We start from the raw sequence: 15230 nt of genomic DNA, 5'->3' as shown, positions 1-15230 counted from the left end.
CTCCATCCTGGACCTGGTCGGCGCGAGCGCCCGCATCAGTCGATCACCGGCTCGATGAGGCCCCGCTCGACCAGGTGCGCCACGGTCGGGCCGGCCGCCTCGGCCAGCTCCTCGGGGGCGACGTCGTGCGCGGCGGCGAGCAGGGCGAGCTGGTCGCGTAGCGGCAACCGGCCGTCCGCGCCACCGACCAGGGCGAGCACCAGCGGGTCGATCTCCTCCGACCAGCGCAGCCCGTGCGGCATGGCGAGCACCTGCCGGTCCACCGCCCAGCCGTCGTCGCCCATGGTGGCCTCCTGCCGCAGCTGGAGCCCCTCGGCGGCCCGGTAGCGGGCGGCCAGCAGCGCGTCGGTGTCGCGTGCCCGGAGCCAGTCCTGGCGGTCGAACCAGGCGGCGACGTGGTCGCCCAGCGGCGGCTCCACCCGCTGGCGCAGGTCCTCCACCCGGACCACCGGCTCGTCGTGGCCGGAGCGGCGTAGCGAGACGATGCCGAAGCCGATCGCCTCCACCTTGTGCGCGTCGAACCAGTCCAGCCAGGCGGCCATCCGCTGCGGGTCGGCCGCCTCGCCCACGTCGGTCAGCCACAGGTTGACGTACGCCATCGGGTCCGCCACCTCGCGCTGGATCACCCAGGCGTCCAGCCCGGTGCCGGCGAACCAGCCGGCCACCCGCTCGGCCCACTCCTCGCCGGTGACGTGCACCCAGTTGGCCAGGTACTGCATGGTGCCGCCCTCGGTGAGCAGGTGCGGCGCGGCGGCGGCCAGCTCGGCCCCGATCGCGTCGCCGACCCGGCCGGAGTCGCGGTAGACGTGAGTGGTGGTGCCCGGCCCCACCACGAACGGCGGATTGCTCACCACCAGGTCGAAGCGGCGGCCGGCGACCGGGGCGACCAGGTCGCCGCGGAGCAGCTCCCAGTCCTGGCCGTTGAGCGCGGCGGTGGTGGCGGCGAAGCGCAGCGCCCGCTCGGAGACGTCGGTGGCGGTGACCCGCCGGGCGTGGGTGGCCAGGTGCAGGGCCTGTACGCCGGAGCCGGTGCCCAGGTCCAGCGCGGTCTCCACCGGACGGCGGACGGTCGCGCCGATCAGCGTCTGGGTGGCCCCACCGATGCCCAGCACGTGCTCGGCGTGCAGCGGCTTCCCGGGCCGGGCGCTGGCCGGCACGTCGGCGAGCACCCACCACTCGTCCCCGTACGGCTCCAGGTCGACGCCGGCGCGCAGGCCGTCGCCGTACCGCTCGACCAGCCCACCGGCGAGCGCCTCCTCGACGGTCAGCGGCGCGAGCGCGGCGGCGACCGCGGGCTCCGGCTCGGTCTGGTCGCAGATGAACACGCGGATCAGGGTGGCCAGGGGGTCGCGGTCCTCGGTGGCGCGCAGCGCGGCCCGGAAGTCGTTGCGGGCCACCGCGCCGGTGGCCTGCGAGCCGAGTCGGTGGGCGATGCCGTTCGAGGTGAAGTCCGCCCGGGTCAGCGCGGTCCGCAGCGCCTCGACGCCGGCGGGGGAGAGCAGCATGTCATGTTCCACGTCGTCATCCTGCCTCGCGACCGGCAGGATGGAGGCATGACGCTCTCGTTGCCCATCGATCCGGAGGCCAACCGGCTGCTGGAGCGCAGCCCGCTGGCGCTGCTCCTCGGCATGGTGCTCGACCAGCAGGTGCCGATGGAGAAGGCATTCTCCTCGCCGTACGTGCTGGCCCAGCGGCTCGGTCACGAGCCGGACGCCCGCGAACTGGCCGGATACGCCCCGGAGGCGCTGGTCGAGCTCTTCGCCCAGCCGCCGGCCCTGCACCGGTTCCCGAAGGCGATGGCGGCCCGGGTCCAGGAGGTCTGCCGGGTCCTCGTCGACCGGTACGACGGCGACCCGGCCCGGCTCTGGGTGGACGCCGGCGACGGCCGGGAGCTGCTGCGTCGGGTCGGTGAGCTGCCCGGCTTCGGCAAGCAGAAGGCGCAGATCTTCGTGGCCCTGCTCGGCAAGCGGTACGACGTGCGGCCGGACGGCTGGCGGGAGGCCGCGGGCGGGTACGGCGACGCGGACGCGTACCGCTCGGTGGCCGACGTCACCGACCCGGAGTCGCTGCGCCGGGTGCGCGAGTTCAAGCAGGCGGCCAAGGCGGAGGCGAAGGCCAAGGCTGCGAAGGGCTGACGCAACCGCCGCCCGCCCCCGTCGTTGACCTCCTCAGGCGACGACGGCGGGCAGGCGATGGCGGAACAACGGGGGGAGCAGCTCCTCCGGGGTGCGGAGACTTCGCCGCGGGCGACCTTCCTGGAGCTCTTCTTCGACGTCGCCTTCGTCTTCGCGCTCACCCGGGTGTCGAACCGGCTGGTCGACGACTTCACGGTGGAGCGGCGGGTCCTCCTCCCCGAGGTGGGGCAGACGCTGCTGCTCCTGCTCGCGCTCTGGATGGTCTGGTCACTGACCACCTGGACGACGAGCCGGTACGAACCCGAGCGGCCGGAGATCCAACTGGTCGTGGCGGGCTCGATGTTCGCCAGCATGGTGATGGCGGTGTCGCTGCCGGAGGCGTTCGACACCCGGGGTGTCTCCTTCGCGATCGGCTACGTGGCCGTCCAGGTCGGCCGTCCCCTCTTCCTCACGGTGGCGATGCGAAACCACCCGGAGCGGCACGTCGCCGTCCGGATCCTCGTCTGGGCGGTGGTCTCGGCGGTGCCGTGGATCGCCGGAGCGGCCGCGCACAACGACGCCCGCGGGGTGCTCTGGACCGTCGCGGTGATCATCGACTACGGCGCGGTCCGGCTGGGCTGGCCGCTGCCCGGACGGGGCCGGTCGCCCACCTCCTCCTGGCCGGTCACCGGCGAGCACCTGGCCGAGCGTTACCAGCAGTTCACCATCATCGCGCTGGGCGAGATGATCCTGATCAGCGGGTTCGGCTTCAGCATGAGCGCGTTCGCGGGCACCCAGTGGGTGGCCTTCGCCATCGCCTTCGCGAGCACCGCGCTGCTCTGGCGGATCTACTTCTACCGCGCCGGCACGGTGCTGGTGGAGGCGGTGGCCGGGTCGGCGCGACCCGGCCGGCTCGCCGAGTCGGCGACGTACACCCACCTGGTCATGGTGGCCGGCATCGTCGCCGCCGCCGTCGGCTACGAGCTCGTCATCGGCCACCCCGGCGGGCACACCGACCCGGCCTGGCTCACCGTGATCATCGGCGGTCCGGCGCTCTTCGTGCTCGGCCGGGCGCGCTTCGAGTACGAGGTGTTCGGGCGGGTGTCCCGGTCCCGGCTGGTCGGCGTCGTCGTACTGGTGGCGATGGTGCCCCTGGTCATCCGGCTGCCCCCGCTGGCGATCGCCACGGCGACCACCGCGGTGCTGGCCGGGATCGCGCTGGCCGACGCAATGCGGGCCCGGGGCCGGCCGCCGGAGCAGCCGGCGCCGCCGATCTGACGGGGCGGTCAGGCAGCGGTGGGGCGGGAGAGCGAGGCCAGCGCGCGGCGTACGTCGGCGAGCGAGACGGTCGCGGAGTCGTCGAGCTCGGCCAGGCCCGCCTCGATCCACTGTCGCATCAGGGTGGTCACCCCGATGCCGCGGGTCTCGGCGGCGGCCCGGACCCGCTCGTACGTCTCCAGCGGGAGGCGCACCGAGCGGCTGACCATCGGCACGTCGGTATCGGGGGTGGGCAGCTCCGCCGGCTGGCTCTCGTCGATCAGCTCGGCCAGCGCGTCGTCGCCGCCGTGGAAACGCTTGGTCGCCTCGTTCCGGTCCATGGTGACCGCCTCCTCATCGGCGAGATCTCCGTACCGCCTCGTCGTAGCGCTTCGCCTCGACGTCGCTCAGCTCGCGCGCGGACAGGACGTCCCAGTCGTGGGCGGCGCCGTCGGCCTCGGCGAGCAGCACGGCGAGTCGTCGCCCCCGGTGGGACACCGCGTAGACGACCATGACGTCGTCGCCGAGGTGCCGGATGACCCGGCGCGTGCTGTGCAGGGCCTCCCAGACTTCCCCGGGCGTGACGTCGTAGACCCGCAGGTTGGCCAACGCCTCGTCGGTGAAGCTGAACCGGCTGCCCACGAGCGGAGCGTACCACGCACGTAACACGCGAACGGGATGAGTCAATTTTCGCTGATCAACGGGTTCGGGTGACAGGATGGGGCGTAACCCCTCGAGGAGGTCCGTGGTGAAGCGTCAGGCGTACCAGCCGATCCTGATCACCGACGCCTCGCGCAGCCAGGACGACCAGCTAAACAGCCGGCAGAAGCGGTACGTGCTGATGATGGGCATCCGGGTGGCGTGCCTGGTGGTCGGTGCCGTCCTGGTCGTGGCGAAGGCACCCCTGCTCTGGCTCTGGCTGCCCCTGCTCGGCCTCGGGATGGTGCTCATCCCCTGGCTGGCGGTGCTGCTGGCCAACGACGGCCCGCCGAAGGAAGAGCACCGCCTGGCGAACAAGCTCCACCCCCGCCACCGCGACGACGCCCCGCCGATGAGCCTCACCGCCGAGGAACGCCCCCACAAGATCATCGACGTCGAGCCCTGATCTCCCCCCGCGATCTTGCGCTTTGTGCCCCGGCGAACCGCTCGGATCGGGACAGCGGTGGGACCGCAACCGCCAGATCGCGGGAAGCGTCAGGGGGTCGGGCGGGCGCCGAGGGTGGCGACGGCGGCGGCGCCGAGGTCGGCCGCGCGGTCGAGCGCGGCGCGCGGGTCCGCGCCCGCCAGCCAGGCCGTGAGCAAGCCGGCGGCGAAGGCGTCGCCGGCGCCGGTGACGTCCACCACGGACACCCGGCGGGCCGGCGCGACGCTGACCGTGGCGTTCCGGTCCACCCAGACCGCGCCGGCCGCGCCCCGCTTGACCACCACCCGGCGGGCCGTCGCCGACAGCGCCCGCGCCTGCGCCGCCGCGTCCAGCCCGCCGGCCAGCACCGTCGCCTCGTCCGTGTTGACCAGCAGCAGGTCGACGTCGCGTACCCAGGTCAGGAAGTCCGCCGCACCGACCCGCCGCAGCGGCGCCGCGGAGGCCGCGTCGACGCTGGTGGTGAGCCCGCGCTCGCGGGCGGCGGCCAGCGCCCGCAGCCCCGCGCCGCGCGACGCCGCGTCCAACAGGGTGTACGCGGACAGGTGCAGGTGCCCGGCGTCGGGCGCCCCGGCCAGGGCCTGGTCGACGTGCGCGGCGCTCAGCCGCAGGTTCGCCCCGCGCTGGCTGACCATGGTCCGCTCGCCGTCGGTGGTGAGCACGATGACCGTGCCGGTCGGGTAGCCCTCGTGGGGCTCCACCGCGCAGTCGACGCCGATCCGGGTCAACTCGGCCACCCGGTCGCGTCCCGCCTCGTCGTCGCCGACCGCGCCGACCAGCGTCACGTCCACCCCCTGGGCGGCGATCCAGGCGGCCGTGTTGGCCGCCTGGCCGCCACCGCTGAAGCGGATCTCGGCGGCGGTGTCCGAGCCGGTCGCCAGCGGCCCGGAGAGCGCCGCCACCACGTCGGTGATCACGTCGCCGACGACGAGGATGCGGGACCGCTGGTTCATGCCGTGCCGGCGGAACGACGGGCGGCGGCGACGGCGATCCGGGCGGCCAGGTCGGCGTTGCGCAGGATGATGCGCACGTTCACCGCCAGGCTGGCGCCGTGGGTGGCGGAGTGGAAGTGGGCCAGCAGGAACGGCGTCACGGCCTTGCCGGTCACCCCGTCCCGGGCCAGCATGGCCAGGCCGTCGGCGAGCGTCCGGTCGTGCAGCTCCGGGTCGAGCTGCTCGTCGACGGGAAGCGGATTGGCCACGATCAGCCCGCCCTGGTGCACGCCCTGCTCCGTCCGGGCGGCCAGCACGTCGGCCACCTGCTCCGGCGAGTCCACCGACCAGTCCAGGTCGAAGCCGGCGTCGGTGAGGTAGAAGCCGGGGAAGCGGCGGGTGCGGTAGCCCACCACGCCGACGCCGAGGGTCTCCAGCCGCTCCAGCGTCGCGCCCACGTCGAGGATCGACTTCACCCCCGCGCAGACCACGGCGATCGGCGTCCGGGCCAGGGTGACCAGGTCCGCGGACTCGTCGAAGGTCTGCGCGGCCTCCCGGTGCACCCCGCCCAGGCCGCCGGTGGCGAAGACGCCGATCCCGGCGGCCGCGGCCACCGCGCTGGTCGCGGCCACGGTGGTGGCGCCGTCCGCGCCGGTGGCGCCGGCCACCGCCAGATCGCGTACGGAGAGCTTGCTCACCCCGTCGACCGTGGCGAGCCGGGTCAGCTGCGCGTCGTCCAGACCCACCACCAGCTCGCCGCCGACCATGCCGATGGTGGCCGGGACCGCGCCGGCGTCCCGGACCGCCTGCTCGATCTGCCGGGCGACCAGCAGGTTGTCCGGCCGGGGGAGGCCGTGCGAGACGATGGTGCTCTCCAGGGCGACGACGGGACGCCCGGCGCGCAGGGCGTCGGCCACCTCGGTGCCGTAACGGATGTGAAAGTTGGTCACTTCCGTTACGGTACCGCCGTCCTCCGGGCGGCCTGCGGTGGACCGGCCCCGGACGACCTGCGAAACTGGAAAGGTTGGAGGTGTAGACGTGAGCACACAGGTTCTCGAGCGTCCGGAACTGAAGGACGCCGACACCGGTCCCGAGATGTTCCACTACGTGCGCAAGGAGAAGATCGCCGAGAGTGCCGTCATGGGCACTTACGTCGTGGCGCTCTGCGGCGAGACGTTCCCGGTGACCAAGGCGGCCAAGCCCGGTTCGCCGGTCTGCCCGAAGTGCAAGGAGATCTACGACTCGTACCGCGAGTGATCCCGGGCGGTCGCCCCGGCCGCCCGCGTAGCCTGCGGCGGTGACCACCTCCACCGCCCTGCTCGTCGCCGACCTGACCGGGGTGGCCGTCTTCGCCGCCTCGGGCGCGTCCGCGGCGGTGGCCAAACGGCTGGACCTCTTCGGGGTGGTCTTCGTCGGGGTCGTCGCGGCGCTCGGCGGCGGCATCTTCCGCGACCTGGCGATCGACGAGGTGCCGCCGTTGGCCTTCGCCGACTGGCGGTACGCGATCACCGCGGCGGTCACCGCCGCCGCCGTGTTCCGGCTCCACCCGCAGCTCGCCCGGCTGCGCACCACCGTGCTGGTGCTCGACGCGGCCGGCCTCGGGCTGTTCACCGTCACCGGCACACTCAAGGCCCTCGACGCCCACGTGCCGGCGGTCGGCGCCTGCATGATCGGCATGCTCACCGCCATCGGCGGCGGGCTCGGCCGGGACCTGCTCACCGGCGAGATCCCGGTGGTGCTGCGCCGGGAGATCTACGCGGTGGCGGCGCTCGCCGGGTCGATCGTGGTGGCCCTGCTGTCGACGTACGGGCAGGCGACGACCGCGCCGCTGACCGGGGCGGTCGTCGCCGTCTTCGCGCTGCGCCTGATCTCCCTGCGCCGGCGCTGGTCCGCCCCGGTGCCCACCGTGCGCCCGCCGCGCACCGGCACCCGCGGCCCGCAGGGCTGACCCGCCGGGTGCGCGGGATGTGACCAGCGTGGCGCCGACTGGGGCGAACGGGCCCCGCTGGTTATGCTGAGTCGGCCTTCGCGGCATCCTCTGCGCGGAGGCGTTTTCATGGGCGGCGGTACCCGTGGCCCTCGGCCCGGGTCCGCCCCAGTTGCGGTCGGAGAGGAGCCTTCGCGTGGCAGCCCGGACGCCGGCGCTCGAGACGTTCCCACCCCTACGCGCCTGGCAACGCAAGGCGCTGGTGGAGTACCTGCGCCGCCGGACCGAGGACTTCACCGCGGTCGCCACCCCCGGCGCCGGTAAGACCACCTTCGCCCTGCGGATCGCCGCCGAGCTGCTCGGCGACGGCACCGTCGAGGCGGTCACCGTGGTCGCCCCGACCGAGCACCTGAAGTCCCAGTGGGCCGAGTCCGCCGCCCGGGTCGGCATCCAGCTCGACGCCGCGTTCCGCAACGCCGACCTGCACTCCTCCGCCGACTTCCACGGCGCGGTCGTCACCTACGCCCAGGTCGGCATGGCGCCCCAGGTGCACCGCCGCCGCACCATGACCCGGCGCACCCTGGTCATCCTGGACGAGATCCACCACGCCGGCGACTCCCGCTCCTGGGGCGACGGGGCCAAGGCCGCCTTCGAACCGGCGGTACGCCGGCTGATGCTCACCGGTACGCCGTTTCGCTCCGACGACAACCCGATCCCGTTCGTCGGCTACGAGCGGGGTGGCGACGGGCTGCTGCGCTCCCGCGCCGACTCGGTCTACGGCTACGCCGACGCGCTGCGCGACGGCGTGGTCCGGCCGGTGCTCTTCCTGGCGTACTCCGGGGAAACCCGATGGCGCACCAACGCCGGTGAGGAACTGGCCGCCCGGCTGGGCGAGCCGATGACCCAGGACCTCGTCGCCCAGGCCTGGCGTACCGCCCTGGACCCGGCCGGGGACTGGATGCCGCAGGTGCTGCGCGCCGCCGACGCCCGGCTGACCGTGCTGCGCAACGCCGGGATGGCCGACGCGGGCGGCCTGATCATCGCCAGCGACCAGCAGACCGCCCGCTCGTACGCCAAGCTGATCGAGCAGGTGACCGGCGAGAAGGCCGCCGTGGTGCTCTCCGACGACCAGGGCGCGTCCGCGCGGATCGCGACGTTCGCGGCGTCTGAGCAGCGCTGGCTGGTCGCGGTCCGGATGGTCTCCGAGGGCGTCGACATCCCCCGGCTGGCCGTCGGGGTGTACGCCACCAGCGCCAGCACCCCGCTCTACTTCGCGCAGGCCATCGGCCGGTTCGTCCGGGCCCGCCGCCCCGGCGAGACCGCCTCGGTCTTCCTGCCCAGCGTGCCGCACCTGCTCGGGCTGGCCAGCGAGATGGAGGCCGAGCGGGACCACGTGCTCGGCAAGCCCAAGGACAACGAGGGCTTCGACGACGACCTGCTGGAGCGCGCCCAGCGCGACGACCAGGCCAGCGGTGAGCTGGAGAAGCGCTTCGCGGCGCTCTTCGCCACGGCCGAGCTCGACCAGGTGATCTTCGACGGCGCGTCCTTCGGCACCGCCGCCCAGGCCGGCACCCCGGAGGAGGAGGAATACCTCGGACTCCCCGGCCTGCTCACCGCCGACCAGGTCTCCCTGCTGCTCACCAAGCGGCAGGCCGAGCAGCTCGCCGCCCAGCGCCGTCGGGCCACCACCCGGACCGCTGAGCCGGCTGCTGACAGCCCCGCGGCGCCCCCGCCGCCGATGAGCGCCGCCCAGCGCCGGGTGGCCCTACGACGCCAGCTGAACGCCCTGGTGGCCGCCCGCCACCACCGCACCGGCCAGCCACACGGCAAGATCCACGCCGAGCTGCGCCGGCTCTGCGGCGGCCCGCCCAGCGCGCAGGCCACCATCGAGCAGCTCGAAGAGCGCATCGCCACCGTCCAGACGCTCTGACCCGAGCGGCCGCAGGCGGCTGTCGGGCCCCATCCGCCTCCGCAGCCCCAACCCGGGCGCGGGGCGCGGGGCGCGGGGCGCGGGCGCGGGCGCCGGCGCGGGCGCGGGCGCGGCAGAGCATGCGAAAAGCCGGCCGGAGGCTCCCCGTGGGGGCCTCCGGCCGGCTATGTCGTCGTTGTGCGGTTGCGGTTTCAGTTCGCCATCAGATCGGCGCCACGCCAGCTGAACTCCGGGTCCGTCGCGTACTTGACCGTGATCTTCACGAGATCCTCGGCGTACTTGTTCGCGTGGTGCCCACAGAACACCAGCTCGCTCCCACCCGCCAGAGTGATCCGGAGCTTGCCGGCAGCATTGCAGCGGTCGCACCGTTCATCGGCGGCTGGGGGAGCCACCGTCTCGGGCGGCGGCGTGAGGGTCGGGGTCATCGCCTTCCTCCTCTGGTCGTCACCGATGAACACTCTCTTCGGTCGTTGCTCACCTATCGTGCAACACCCTTCTCGGGCCCTGCCTTCCCTGTGTGCCCGCGGGGGACCGAGGTCACACCTGACGTGGAGACAGTGTGCCGTGCACCAAGGGTGCCACGTCAACGATCACAAACAGGCAACCGGCCGATCACCATCGAGTGTTGTACGGCTGGTGATCAAAGCGACACGACTAGTTGACGTGAACCTGTCAGTCCAGGTAGTCGCGGAGCACCTGGGAACGCGAGGGGTGCCGCAACTTGGACATGGTCTTGGATTCGATCTGCCGGATGCGCTCCCGGGTCACGCCGTACACCTGGCCGATCTCGTCCAGGGTACGCGGCTGGCCGTCGGTCAGGCCGAAGCGCAGGCGTACCACGCCCGCCTCACGCTCGGAGAGCGTCTGCAGCACCTGCTGGAGCTGGTCCTGCAACAGCGAGAACGAGACCGCGTCGACCGCGACCACGGCCTCCGAGTCCTCGATGAAGTCGCCGAGCTGGCTGTCGCCCTCGTCACCGATGGTCTGGTCCAGCGAGATGGGCTCCCGGGCGTACTGCTGGATCTCCAGCACCTTCTCCGGTGTGATATCCATCTCCTTGGCCAGCTCCTCCGGGGTGGGCTCGCGGCCCAGGTCCTGGAGCAGCTCGCGCTGGATCCGGCCGAGCTTGTTGATCACCTCGACCATGTGCACCGGGATGCGGATGGTGCGGGCCTGGTCGGCCATGGCGCGGGTGATGGCCTGGCGGATCCACCAGGTGGCGTAGGTGGAGAACTTGTAGCCCTTGGTGTAGTCGAACTTCTCGACCGCGCGGATCAGGCCGAGGTTGCCCTCCTGGATCAGGTCCAGGAACGCCATGCCGCGACCGGTGTAGCGCTTGGCCAGCGAGACGACCAGCCGGAGGTTGGCCTCCAGCAGGTGGTTCTTGGCGCGCTCGCCGTCGCGGGAGATCCAGCCCAGGTCGCGCTGCATCTCGCGGGTGAGCTTCTCCTCACCCTCCTCGGCCGCGCGCAGCCGCTCGGCCGCGTAGAGGCCGGCCTCGATCCGCTTGGCGAGCTCGACCTCCTGCTCGGCGTTGAGCAGCGGAACCTTGCCGATCTGCTTGAGGTACGCCCGGACGGAGTCGGCGGAGGCGGTCAGCTCGGCGTCCCGGCGCGCCTGCTTGAGCGCCTCGGACTCCTCGTCGTCCCACTCGAAGTCGTTGTCCGTGGCGGAGGCGGCGGCGTCGGTCTCGGCGGCCTGGGTCAGCTCGGCCGGCTCCTCGACCACCACGTCCTCGATCGCGGCGGCGAGCTCCTCCGGGTCGATCTCGCCCTCGGCGCCCTCGCCCTTCGCGCCGGCCTTGGCCGGCTTCGCCCCGGCGGTCTTCGCGGCCACGGTCGCCTTGGTGGCCCGGGTCGCCTTGGTGGCCTTGGCCGGCGCGCCGGCCTTGGCGGCCACCTCGGCGGTGGTGCCGGCGGCCTTGCGCGCGGTCGCCTTCCGCGGGGCGGGGGCCGGAGCATCGTCGGCGGCGGGCGCCTGCTTCGGGGCGGGCGCGGCGGCCTTCTTGGTGGTCTTGGCGGTGGTGGCCCGGGACGCCGGCGTGGCGGAGCGGGCGGCGGCCACCCGACGGCGGGTGCTGGCGGAGCCGTCCACGACCACCGTCACGCCCGCCTCGGAGAGCGCGCGCAGGATCTTCTTGGCCTGGGCCGGGGTCACCTCAGCGGACTCGACAGTGCGCGCGAGCTGGGCCGACGTGAGCTGGCCGCCGGCGCTCTGCGCGTGGGCGATCAGGGTGTCGGTGAGCGAGCGAACGTCGGCGCCGTTCTGGCGGGGTTCTGTCACGAATGACCTTCCGGAGGCGAAGAGCGAGCACGGCCGGGTCGTCCGGCGCAGCACGGAACGCCGTGCCGGGCGATGTCGTTGAGGGACCCTCGTGTCCCGAACCGGCCGGTCGCTGGCGGTCCGTGGCGCGTGGGCAGGGTGAATTGTAACGCCGTCTGCCGCGATCATCCTGCGCCGCACGGCGTACTGGCGATACCGACCGCCGATTGGGCGCAGATGTGGACTTTGTAAGGATGATACCCGCGCACGACCCGGGAATCACCGGTCGTACGGGAAGGGGACAAACCATGATCCGCTCGGCGCCGCCGACGCAGGAACTGCTGGAGATCGCGATCGATGTCGCCCGGGACGCGGCCGCCACCGCCCACCGGATGCGGGCCGAGGGGGTTTCGGTCGCCGCGACCAAGAGCACGGTCACCGACGTGGTCACCGCCGCCGACCGGGCCGTGGAGCGCCAGGTGCTCGACGCCCTGCGCAAGGTGCGCCCGGACGACGCGGTGCTCGGCGAGGAGTACGGCGCCGGGGACACCGGGCCGGTCGCCCCGGGCGGGGTGCGTTGGATCGTCGATCCGATCGACGGCACCGTGAACTACCTGTACGGGCTGCCGTACTACGCGGTCTCCCTCGCCGCCGAGGTGGACGGGGAGGTGGTGGCCGGCGTGGTGCGCAACGTGGCCACCGGCGAGGAGTGGACCGCCACCGCGGGCGGCGGCGCGTGGCGGGACGGCGAGCGGCTGCGCTGCTCCACCGAGACCGACCTGGGCCAGGCGCTGGTCGCCACCGGGTTCGGCTACGACTCCGGCCGGCGGGCGCACCAGGCCCGGGTGGTCGCCGAGCTGATCCCGCACGTGCGGGACATCCGCCGGATGGGGGCGGCGGCGCTGGACCTGTGTCTGGCCGCCGAGGGCCGCGTCGACGCGTACTACGAGAAGGGGCTGGCCGCCTGGGACCTCGCCGCGGGCGGGCTGGTCGCCCGCGAGGCGGGGCTGCTGGTGACCGGGCTGGCCGGGCGGCCGGCCGGTCCGGACCTGGTGATCGCCGCCCCGCCGGCGCTCTTCGAGCCGCTGCACACCCGGCTGGCCGCCCTGGACGCCTCCGGCGGCCCCTGACCCGCCCGGCACGCCGGGACCGCCTCTTCCTCGGCGTGTCGCGGCCCCGGGCTGTCGGCCCGTGCGGGTTGTCCGACCGATGGCGCCGGACAGCCGCGGGCGCGTCCGGGCCGGCCTGATCCACTCCACGTCGGGGAACCTGGAGCTGACCCGGCCCGTCCGACACCGCCAGGTCGCCGAGCTGGAGTCGATCAACCGCCCGCCGAACGCGGCCCGGAGTCGATCAACCGCCCCCGCCGGACGTGGCGGGGGCGGTTGATCGACCGGAGGGGAACTACTTGTCGTCGACCGGGGCCGGGCAGGTGCCGGGCGGGGCGCCCGGGGAACCGAGGTCGCCGAGGGACTGGTTGACCTCGGTGGTGGTTGCCAACTGCTGGAAGCCGTTGCCGAGGATCACGTCGACCGTGTCGTCCTTGCGCTTGATGTCGAACTGCCGCTCGGCGTTGTTGAGGAAATAGGCCCGCAGCAGGTGCGCGGAACCCACGGCCTTCGGTCCGAAGCGGAGCACCGCGACCTCGTCGACGCCCTTCGGCGAGTTGCCCTCCTTCTTGACCTGGAACTTGCGGTTGCGGAAGTCGTCCGCCACGCTGCTGGCCAGGCCCGGCTGCGGGGGGTCAGTGGCGTTGTAGACGTTGATCTTGACGTCCTTCGGCTCGCGCAGGGTCACGTCGGCCAGCGGCCAGCCGTCGGGGCAGCCCGCCGCGGTGCCCGCTTTACCCTGGGTGTCGCGTACCACGGCGATGACGACGAAGACCAGGGCGACGACCGCCAGCAGACCGACGACAACGAGTGCCCGCACTCGCGCAAAACTCATCTGGGCGCTCCCCGGACGTGTTGGGTGGCGGCGGCCGCTGGCGGTCGGGCCGCCCCGTCGGCCGTCGAGTACGCCGCTGAGGTTAACGGTTGTCCGGCCGTCGCGTGGAAACAGCCCGACATGCCGGCGCGCCACCCGGGAACCGGGTACTACTACCCCTATCTTCGTGTCGCCTGAGTCACATTGGGAACAAGTTCGGGTGCAGGGGCGTACATCTCTGCCGCGAGGGCGGTATACATGCCTCGCCCAAAGGGGGGGTAAGGTTCCGCGCTCGCTGGGGGAGTTTCTCTGGCGGACTCGGCCCGGCGGTCTTCGGGTCGGGTGACCGACACAAATGGTGGCCGGCCAGCGGAACCGAAACAGTGTCGTCCGGCGTTACAACCGGAAGCGACCATATCGATATGGGAGAGTGAAACCGATGGCCACCGACTACGACGCCCCGCGTCGCGACGAGGTCGACCTCGGCGAGGACAGCCTCGAAGAGCTCAAGGCCCGGCGGGTCGACTCACAGTCGGGCGCCGTGGACGTCGACGAGGCCGAGGTGGCCGAGAGCTTCGAGCTGCCCGGCGCCGATCTGGCCGACGAGGAGCTCACGGTCAAGGTGCTACCGATGCAGCAGGACGAGTTCCGGTGCGCCCGCTGCTTCCTGGTCCACCACCGCAGCCAACTGGCGGTCGAGCGCAACGGCGAGCTGATCTGCCGCGAGTGCGTCTGACCTGGACGCGTGACACCGGCGGCGGCCTCCTTGACGGGGCCGCCGCTGTTCGAGCCGCCGTGCGCCGACGGTAGGGAGCTGCTTGACTCGTACCTAGTGGTCTTCCACAGCCGGCGGGGAGTCGGGAGGTCGGACGGGTGAGCGAGCACAGCGAACGGGCCAGCGGACCCGACGCCGACGGCACGGGTGTGCGTGCCGGCGGTGACGTCGACCGATCGGGTGCCACGGCGCCGGCACCCGGGAGCGACGACGGGGATCAGCTCGGCGCGACCGTGGCGGCGCTCACCGCGGACGACCTCGCGCCGGCCCGGCGGCGGCAACTGCTGACCCGCCTGGTCGGTCAGGCGCGCGCCAGAGGGCTCGCCGACCTGTTCAAACCGAAGGCCGCCGGCCGCTGGATGACGGACACTGTGGCCGAGGTCGCACCGCACGTGCCGGTGCGTGATCTGGCCACCCTGCGCCGGCACTTCCCCGGCCTGGACGACGAGGCGTTGGCCGAGCGGCTGGTCCGCAACGCCGCCCGGGCCACCGCCGGGGTGGGCGCGGCCGGCGGTGGCGTCGCCGCGGTCGAGTGGGCGGTCACCCCGACGCTGCTCTCCGCGCCCGTGCTGCTCGCCGCCGAGACGGTCACCGTGGTGGCGATCGAGCTGAAGCTGATCGGCGAACTGCACGAGGTCCACGGCGTACCGCTGCCCACCGGCGGCACCCAGCGGGCGGTCGCGCTGATGCAGGCCTGGGCCACCCAGCGGGGGATCAATCCGATGATGCCCGGGGTCGGGGTGAGCGCGGTGCTCGGCACCGCCGCCCGCAGGGAACTGCGGGACACCCTGCTCAAGCGCTTCGGCCGCAACCTGACCACCCTCGGGCCGTTCCTCACCGGTGCCGCGGTGGCGAGCTACCTCAACCGCCGGGCCACCCGGAGGCTGGCCGACGAACTCCGCCGGGACCTGCGCAGGAAGGGCCGGGACCTGCCCGGGTCACGGCCCGCGCTCCCCTGAGCCACGGTTT

17 protein-coding genes are annotated in these 15230 nt (G+C 73.1%); 9 read left to right on the top strand and 8 right to left on the bottom strand.

Going from position 1 to position 15230, the window contains the following annotated elements:
• Positions 1-35: 35 nt before the first annotated feature.
• Positions 36-1505, bottom strand: a complete 1470-nt coding sequence (locus OG799_RS20080) for a methyltransferase (protein ID WP_406046345.1) — start codon at positions 1503-1505, stop codon at positions 36-38.
• 48 nt (positions 1506-1553) lie between these two features.
• On the opposite strand from OG799_RS20080, the gene OG799_RS20075 reads away from it, so the two are divergent.
• Complete coding sequence (locus OG799_RS20075) at positions 1554-2135, top strand: HhH-GPD-type base excision DNA repair protein (protein ID WP_406036705.1); 582 nt, start codon at positions 1554-1556, stop codon at positions 2133-2135.
• 57 nt (positions 2136-2192) lie between these two features.
• On the top strand, positions 2193-3392 hold the full coding sequence (locus tag OG799_RS20070) for a low temperature requirement protein A (protein ID WP_406036704.1): 1200 nt from the start codon (positions 2193-2195) through the stop codon (positions 3390-3392).
• Between the two features lie 8 nt (positions 3393-3400).
• Here OG799_RS20070 and OG799_RS20065 read toward each other — a convergent pair whose 3' ends face one another.
• Positions 3401-3712 carry a hypothetical protein gene (locus tag OG799_RS20065; RefSeq protein ID WP_406036703.1) on the bottom strand — a complete coding sequence of 104 codons (312 nt, stop codon included), beginning with the start codon at positions 3710-3712 and terminating at the stop codon, positions 3401-3403.
• Between the two features lie 13 nt (positions 3713-3725).
• Positions 3726-4013 (bottom strand): hypothetical protein, encoded by a 288-nt coding sequence (locus OG799_RS20060; RefSeq protein WP_406036702.1) that lies wholly within the window; start codon positions 4011-4013, stop codon positions 3726-3728.
• Positions 4014-4119: 106 nt separating this feature from the next.
• On the opposite strand from OG799_RS20060, the gene OG799_RS20055 reads away from it, so the two are divergent.
• Entirely contained in the window at positions 4120-4476 is a 357-nt protein-coding gene (locus tag OG799_RS20055; RefSeq protein WP_406046344.1) for a DUF3099 domain-containing protein, read from the top strand.
• Between the two features lie 89 nt (positions 4477-4565).
• On the opposite strand, the gene OG799_RS20050 is transcribed toward OG799_RS20055, so the two are convergent.
• Positions 4566-5465 (bottom strand): carbohydrate kinase family protein, encoded by a 900-nt coding sequence (locus OG799_RS20050; protein ID WP_406036701.1) that lies wholly within the window; start codon positions 5463-5465, stop codon positions 4566-4568.
• Positions 5462-6394: a pseudouridine-5'-phosphate glycosidase gene (locus OG799_RS20045; protein WP_406036700.1), complete on the bottom strand. Its 933-nt coding sequence runs from the start codon at positions 6392-6394 to the stop codon at positions 5462-5464. The genes OG799_RS20050 and OG799_RS20045 overlap by 4 nt, the downstream gene beginning before the upstream one ends.
• Before the next feature lie 88 nt (positions 6395-6482).
• On the opposite strand from OG799_RS20045, the gene OG799_RS20040 reads away from it, so the two are divergent.
• The 3 genes from OG799_RS20040 to OG799_RS20030 all read left to right on the top strand — a co-directional run bounded on the left by OG799_RS20040 (position 6483) and on the right by OG799_RS20030 (position 9301).
• Positions 6483-6701 carry a DUF3039 domain-containing protein gene (locus tag OG799_RS20040; RefSeq protein ID WP_406036699.1) on the top strand — a complete coding sequence of 73 codons (219 nt, stop codon included), beginning with the start codon at positions 6483-6485 and terminating at the stop codon, positions 6699-6701.
• 40 nt (positions 6702-6741) lie between these two features.
• Positions 6742-7392: a trimeric intracellular cation channel family protein gene (locus OG799_RS20035; protein WP_406036698.1), complete on the top strand. Its 651-nt coding sequence runs from the start codon at positions 6742-6744 to the stop codon at positions 7390-7392.
• Positions 7393-7567: 175 nt separating this feature from the next.
• On the top strand, positions 7568-9301 hold the full coding sequence (locus OG799_RS20030) for a DEAD/DEAH box helicase (protein WP_406036697.1): 1734 nt from the start codon (positions 7568-7570) through the stop codon (positions 9299-9301).
• A 191-nt stretch (positions 9302-9492) separates the two neighbouring features.
• On the opposite strand, the gene OG799_RS20025 is transcribed toward OG799_RS20030, so the two are convergent.
• Entirely contained in the window at positions 9493-9726 is a 234-nt protein-coding gene (locus tag OG799_RS20025; RefSeq protein WP_088964796.1) for a hypothetical protein, read from the bottom strand.
• Positions 9727-9973: 247 nt separating this feature from the next.
• Positions 9974-11584 (bottom strand): RNA polymerase sigma factor, encoded by a 1611-nt coding sequence (locus OG799_RS20020; protein WP_406036696.1) that lies wholly within the window; start codon positions 11582-11584, stop codon positions 9974-9976.
• 287 nt (positions 11585-11871) lie between these two features.
• On the opposite strand from OG799_RS20020, the gene OG799_RS20015 reads away from it, so the two are divergent.
• Positions 11872-12693 (top strand): inositol monophosphatase family protein, encoded by an 822-nt coding sequence (locus tag OG799_RS20015; protein ID WP_406036695.1) that lies wholly within the window; start codon positions 11872-11874, stop codon positions 12691-12693.
• 274 nt (positions 12694-12967) lie between these two features.
• On the opposite strand, the gene OG799_RS20010 is transcribed toward OG799_RS20015, so the two are convergent.
• Positions 12968-13492, bottom strand: a complete 525-nt coding sequence (locus tag OG799_RS20010) for a LytR C-terminal domain-containing protein (protein ID WP_406046343.1) — start codon at positions 13490-13492, stop codon at positions 12968-12970.
• A 433-nt stretch (positions 13493-13925) separates the two neighbouring features.
• Here OG799_RS20010 and OG799_RS20005 point away from each other — a divergent pair, with 433 nt between their 5' ends.
• Entirely contained in the window at positions 13926-14222 is a 297-nt protein-coding gene (locus tag OG799_RS20005) for a DUF4193 domain-containing protein (protein ID WP_007075406.1), read from the top strand.
• Between the two features lie 188 nt (positions 14223-14410).
• A complete protein-coding gene (locus OG799_RS20000; RefSeq protein ID WP_406046342.1) occupies positions 14411-15220 on the top strand; it encodes a hypothetical protein in 810 nt (269 codons plus the stop codon).
• Positions 15221-15230 lie beyond the last annotated feature (10 nt).

Origin of the sequence: Micromonospora sp. NBC_00898 (genome assembly GCF_045207895.1) — a bacterium.
Classification (GTDB): Bacteria; Actinomycetota; Actinomycetes; order Mycobacteriales; family Micromonosporaceae; genus Micromonospora.
This window is presented reverse-complemented; position numbering and strand designations above follow the sequence as displayed.

Bases quoted from the DNA above. Each gene is read 5' to 3' on its own strand.
- OG799_RS20080 (WP_406046345.1), bottom strand. From the start codon at position 1,505: ATGCTGCTCTCCCCCGCCGGCGTCGAGGCGCTGCGGACCGCGCTGACC.
- OG799_RS20075 (WP_406036705.1), top strand. From the start codon at position 1,554: ATGACGCTCTCGTTGCCCATCGATCCGGAGGCCAACCGGCTGCTGGAG.
- OG799_RS20070 (WP_406036704.1), top strand. From the start codon at position 2,193: ATGGCGGAACAACGGGGGGAGCAGCTCCTCCGGGGTGCGGAGACTTCG.
- OG799_RS20065 (WP_406036703.1), bottom strand. From the start codon at position 3,712: ATGGACCGGAACGAGGCGACCAAGCGTTTCCACGGCGGCGACGACGCG.
- OG799_RS20050 (WP_406036701.1), bottom strand. From the start codon at position 5,465: ATGAACCAGCGGTCCCGCATCCTCGTCGTCGGCGACGTGATCACCGAC.
- OG799_RS20025 (WP_088964796.1), bottom strand. From the start codon at position 9,726: ATGACCCCGACCCTCACGCCGCCGCCCGAGACGGTGGCTCCCCCAGCC.
- OG799_RS20015 (WP_406036695.1), top strand. From the start codon at position 11,872: ATGATCCGCTCGGCGCCGCCGACGCAGGAACTGCTGGAGATCGCGATC.
- OG799_RS20005 (WP_007075406.1), top strand. From the start codon at position 13,926: ATGGCCACCGACTACGACGCCCCGCGTCGCGACGAGGTCGACCTCGGC.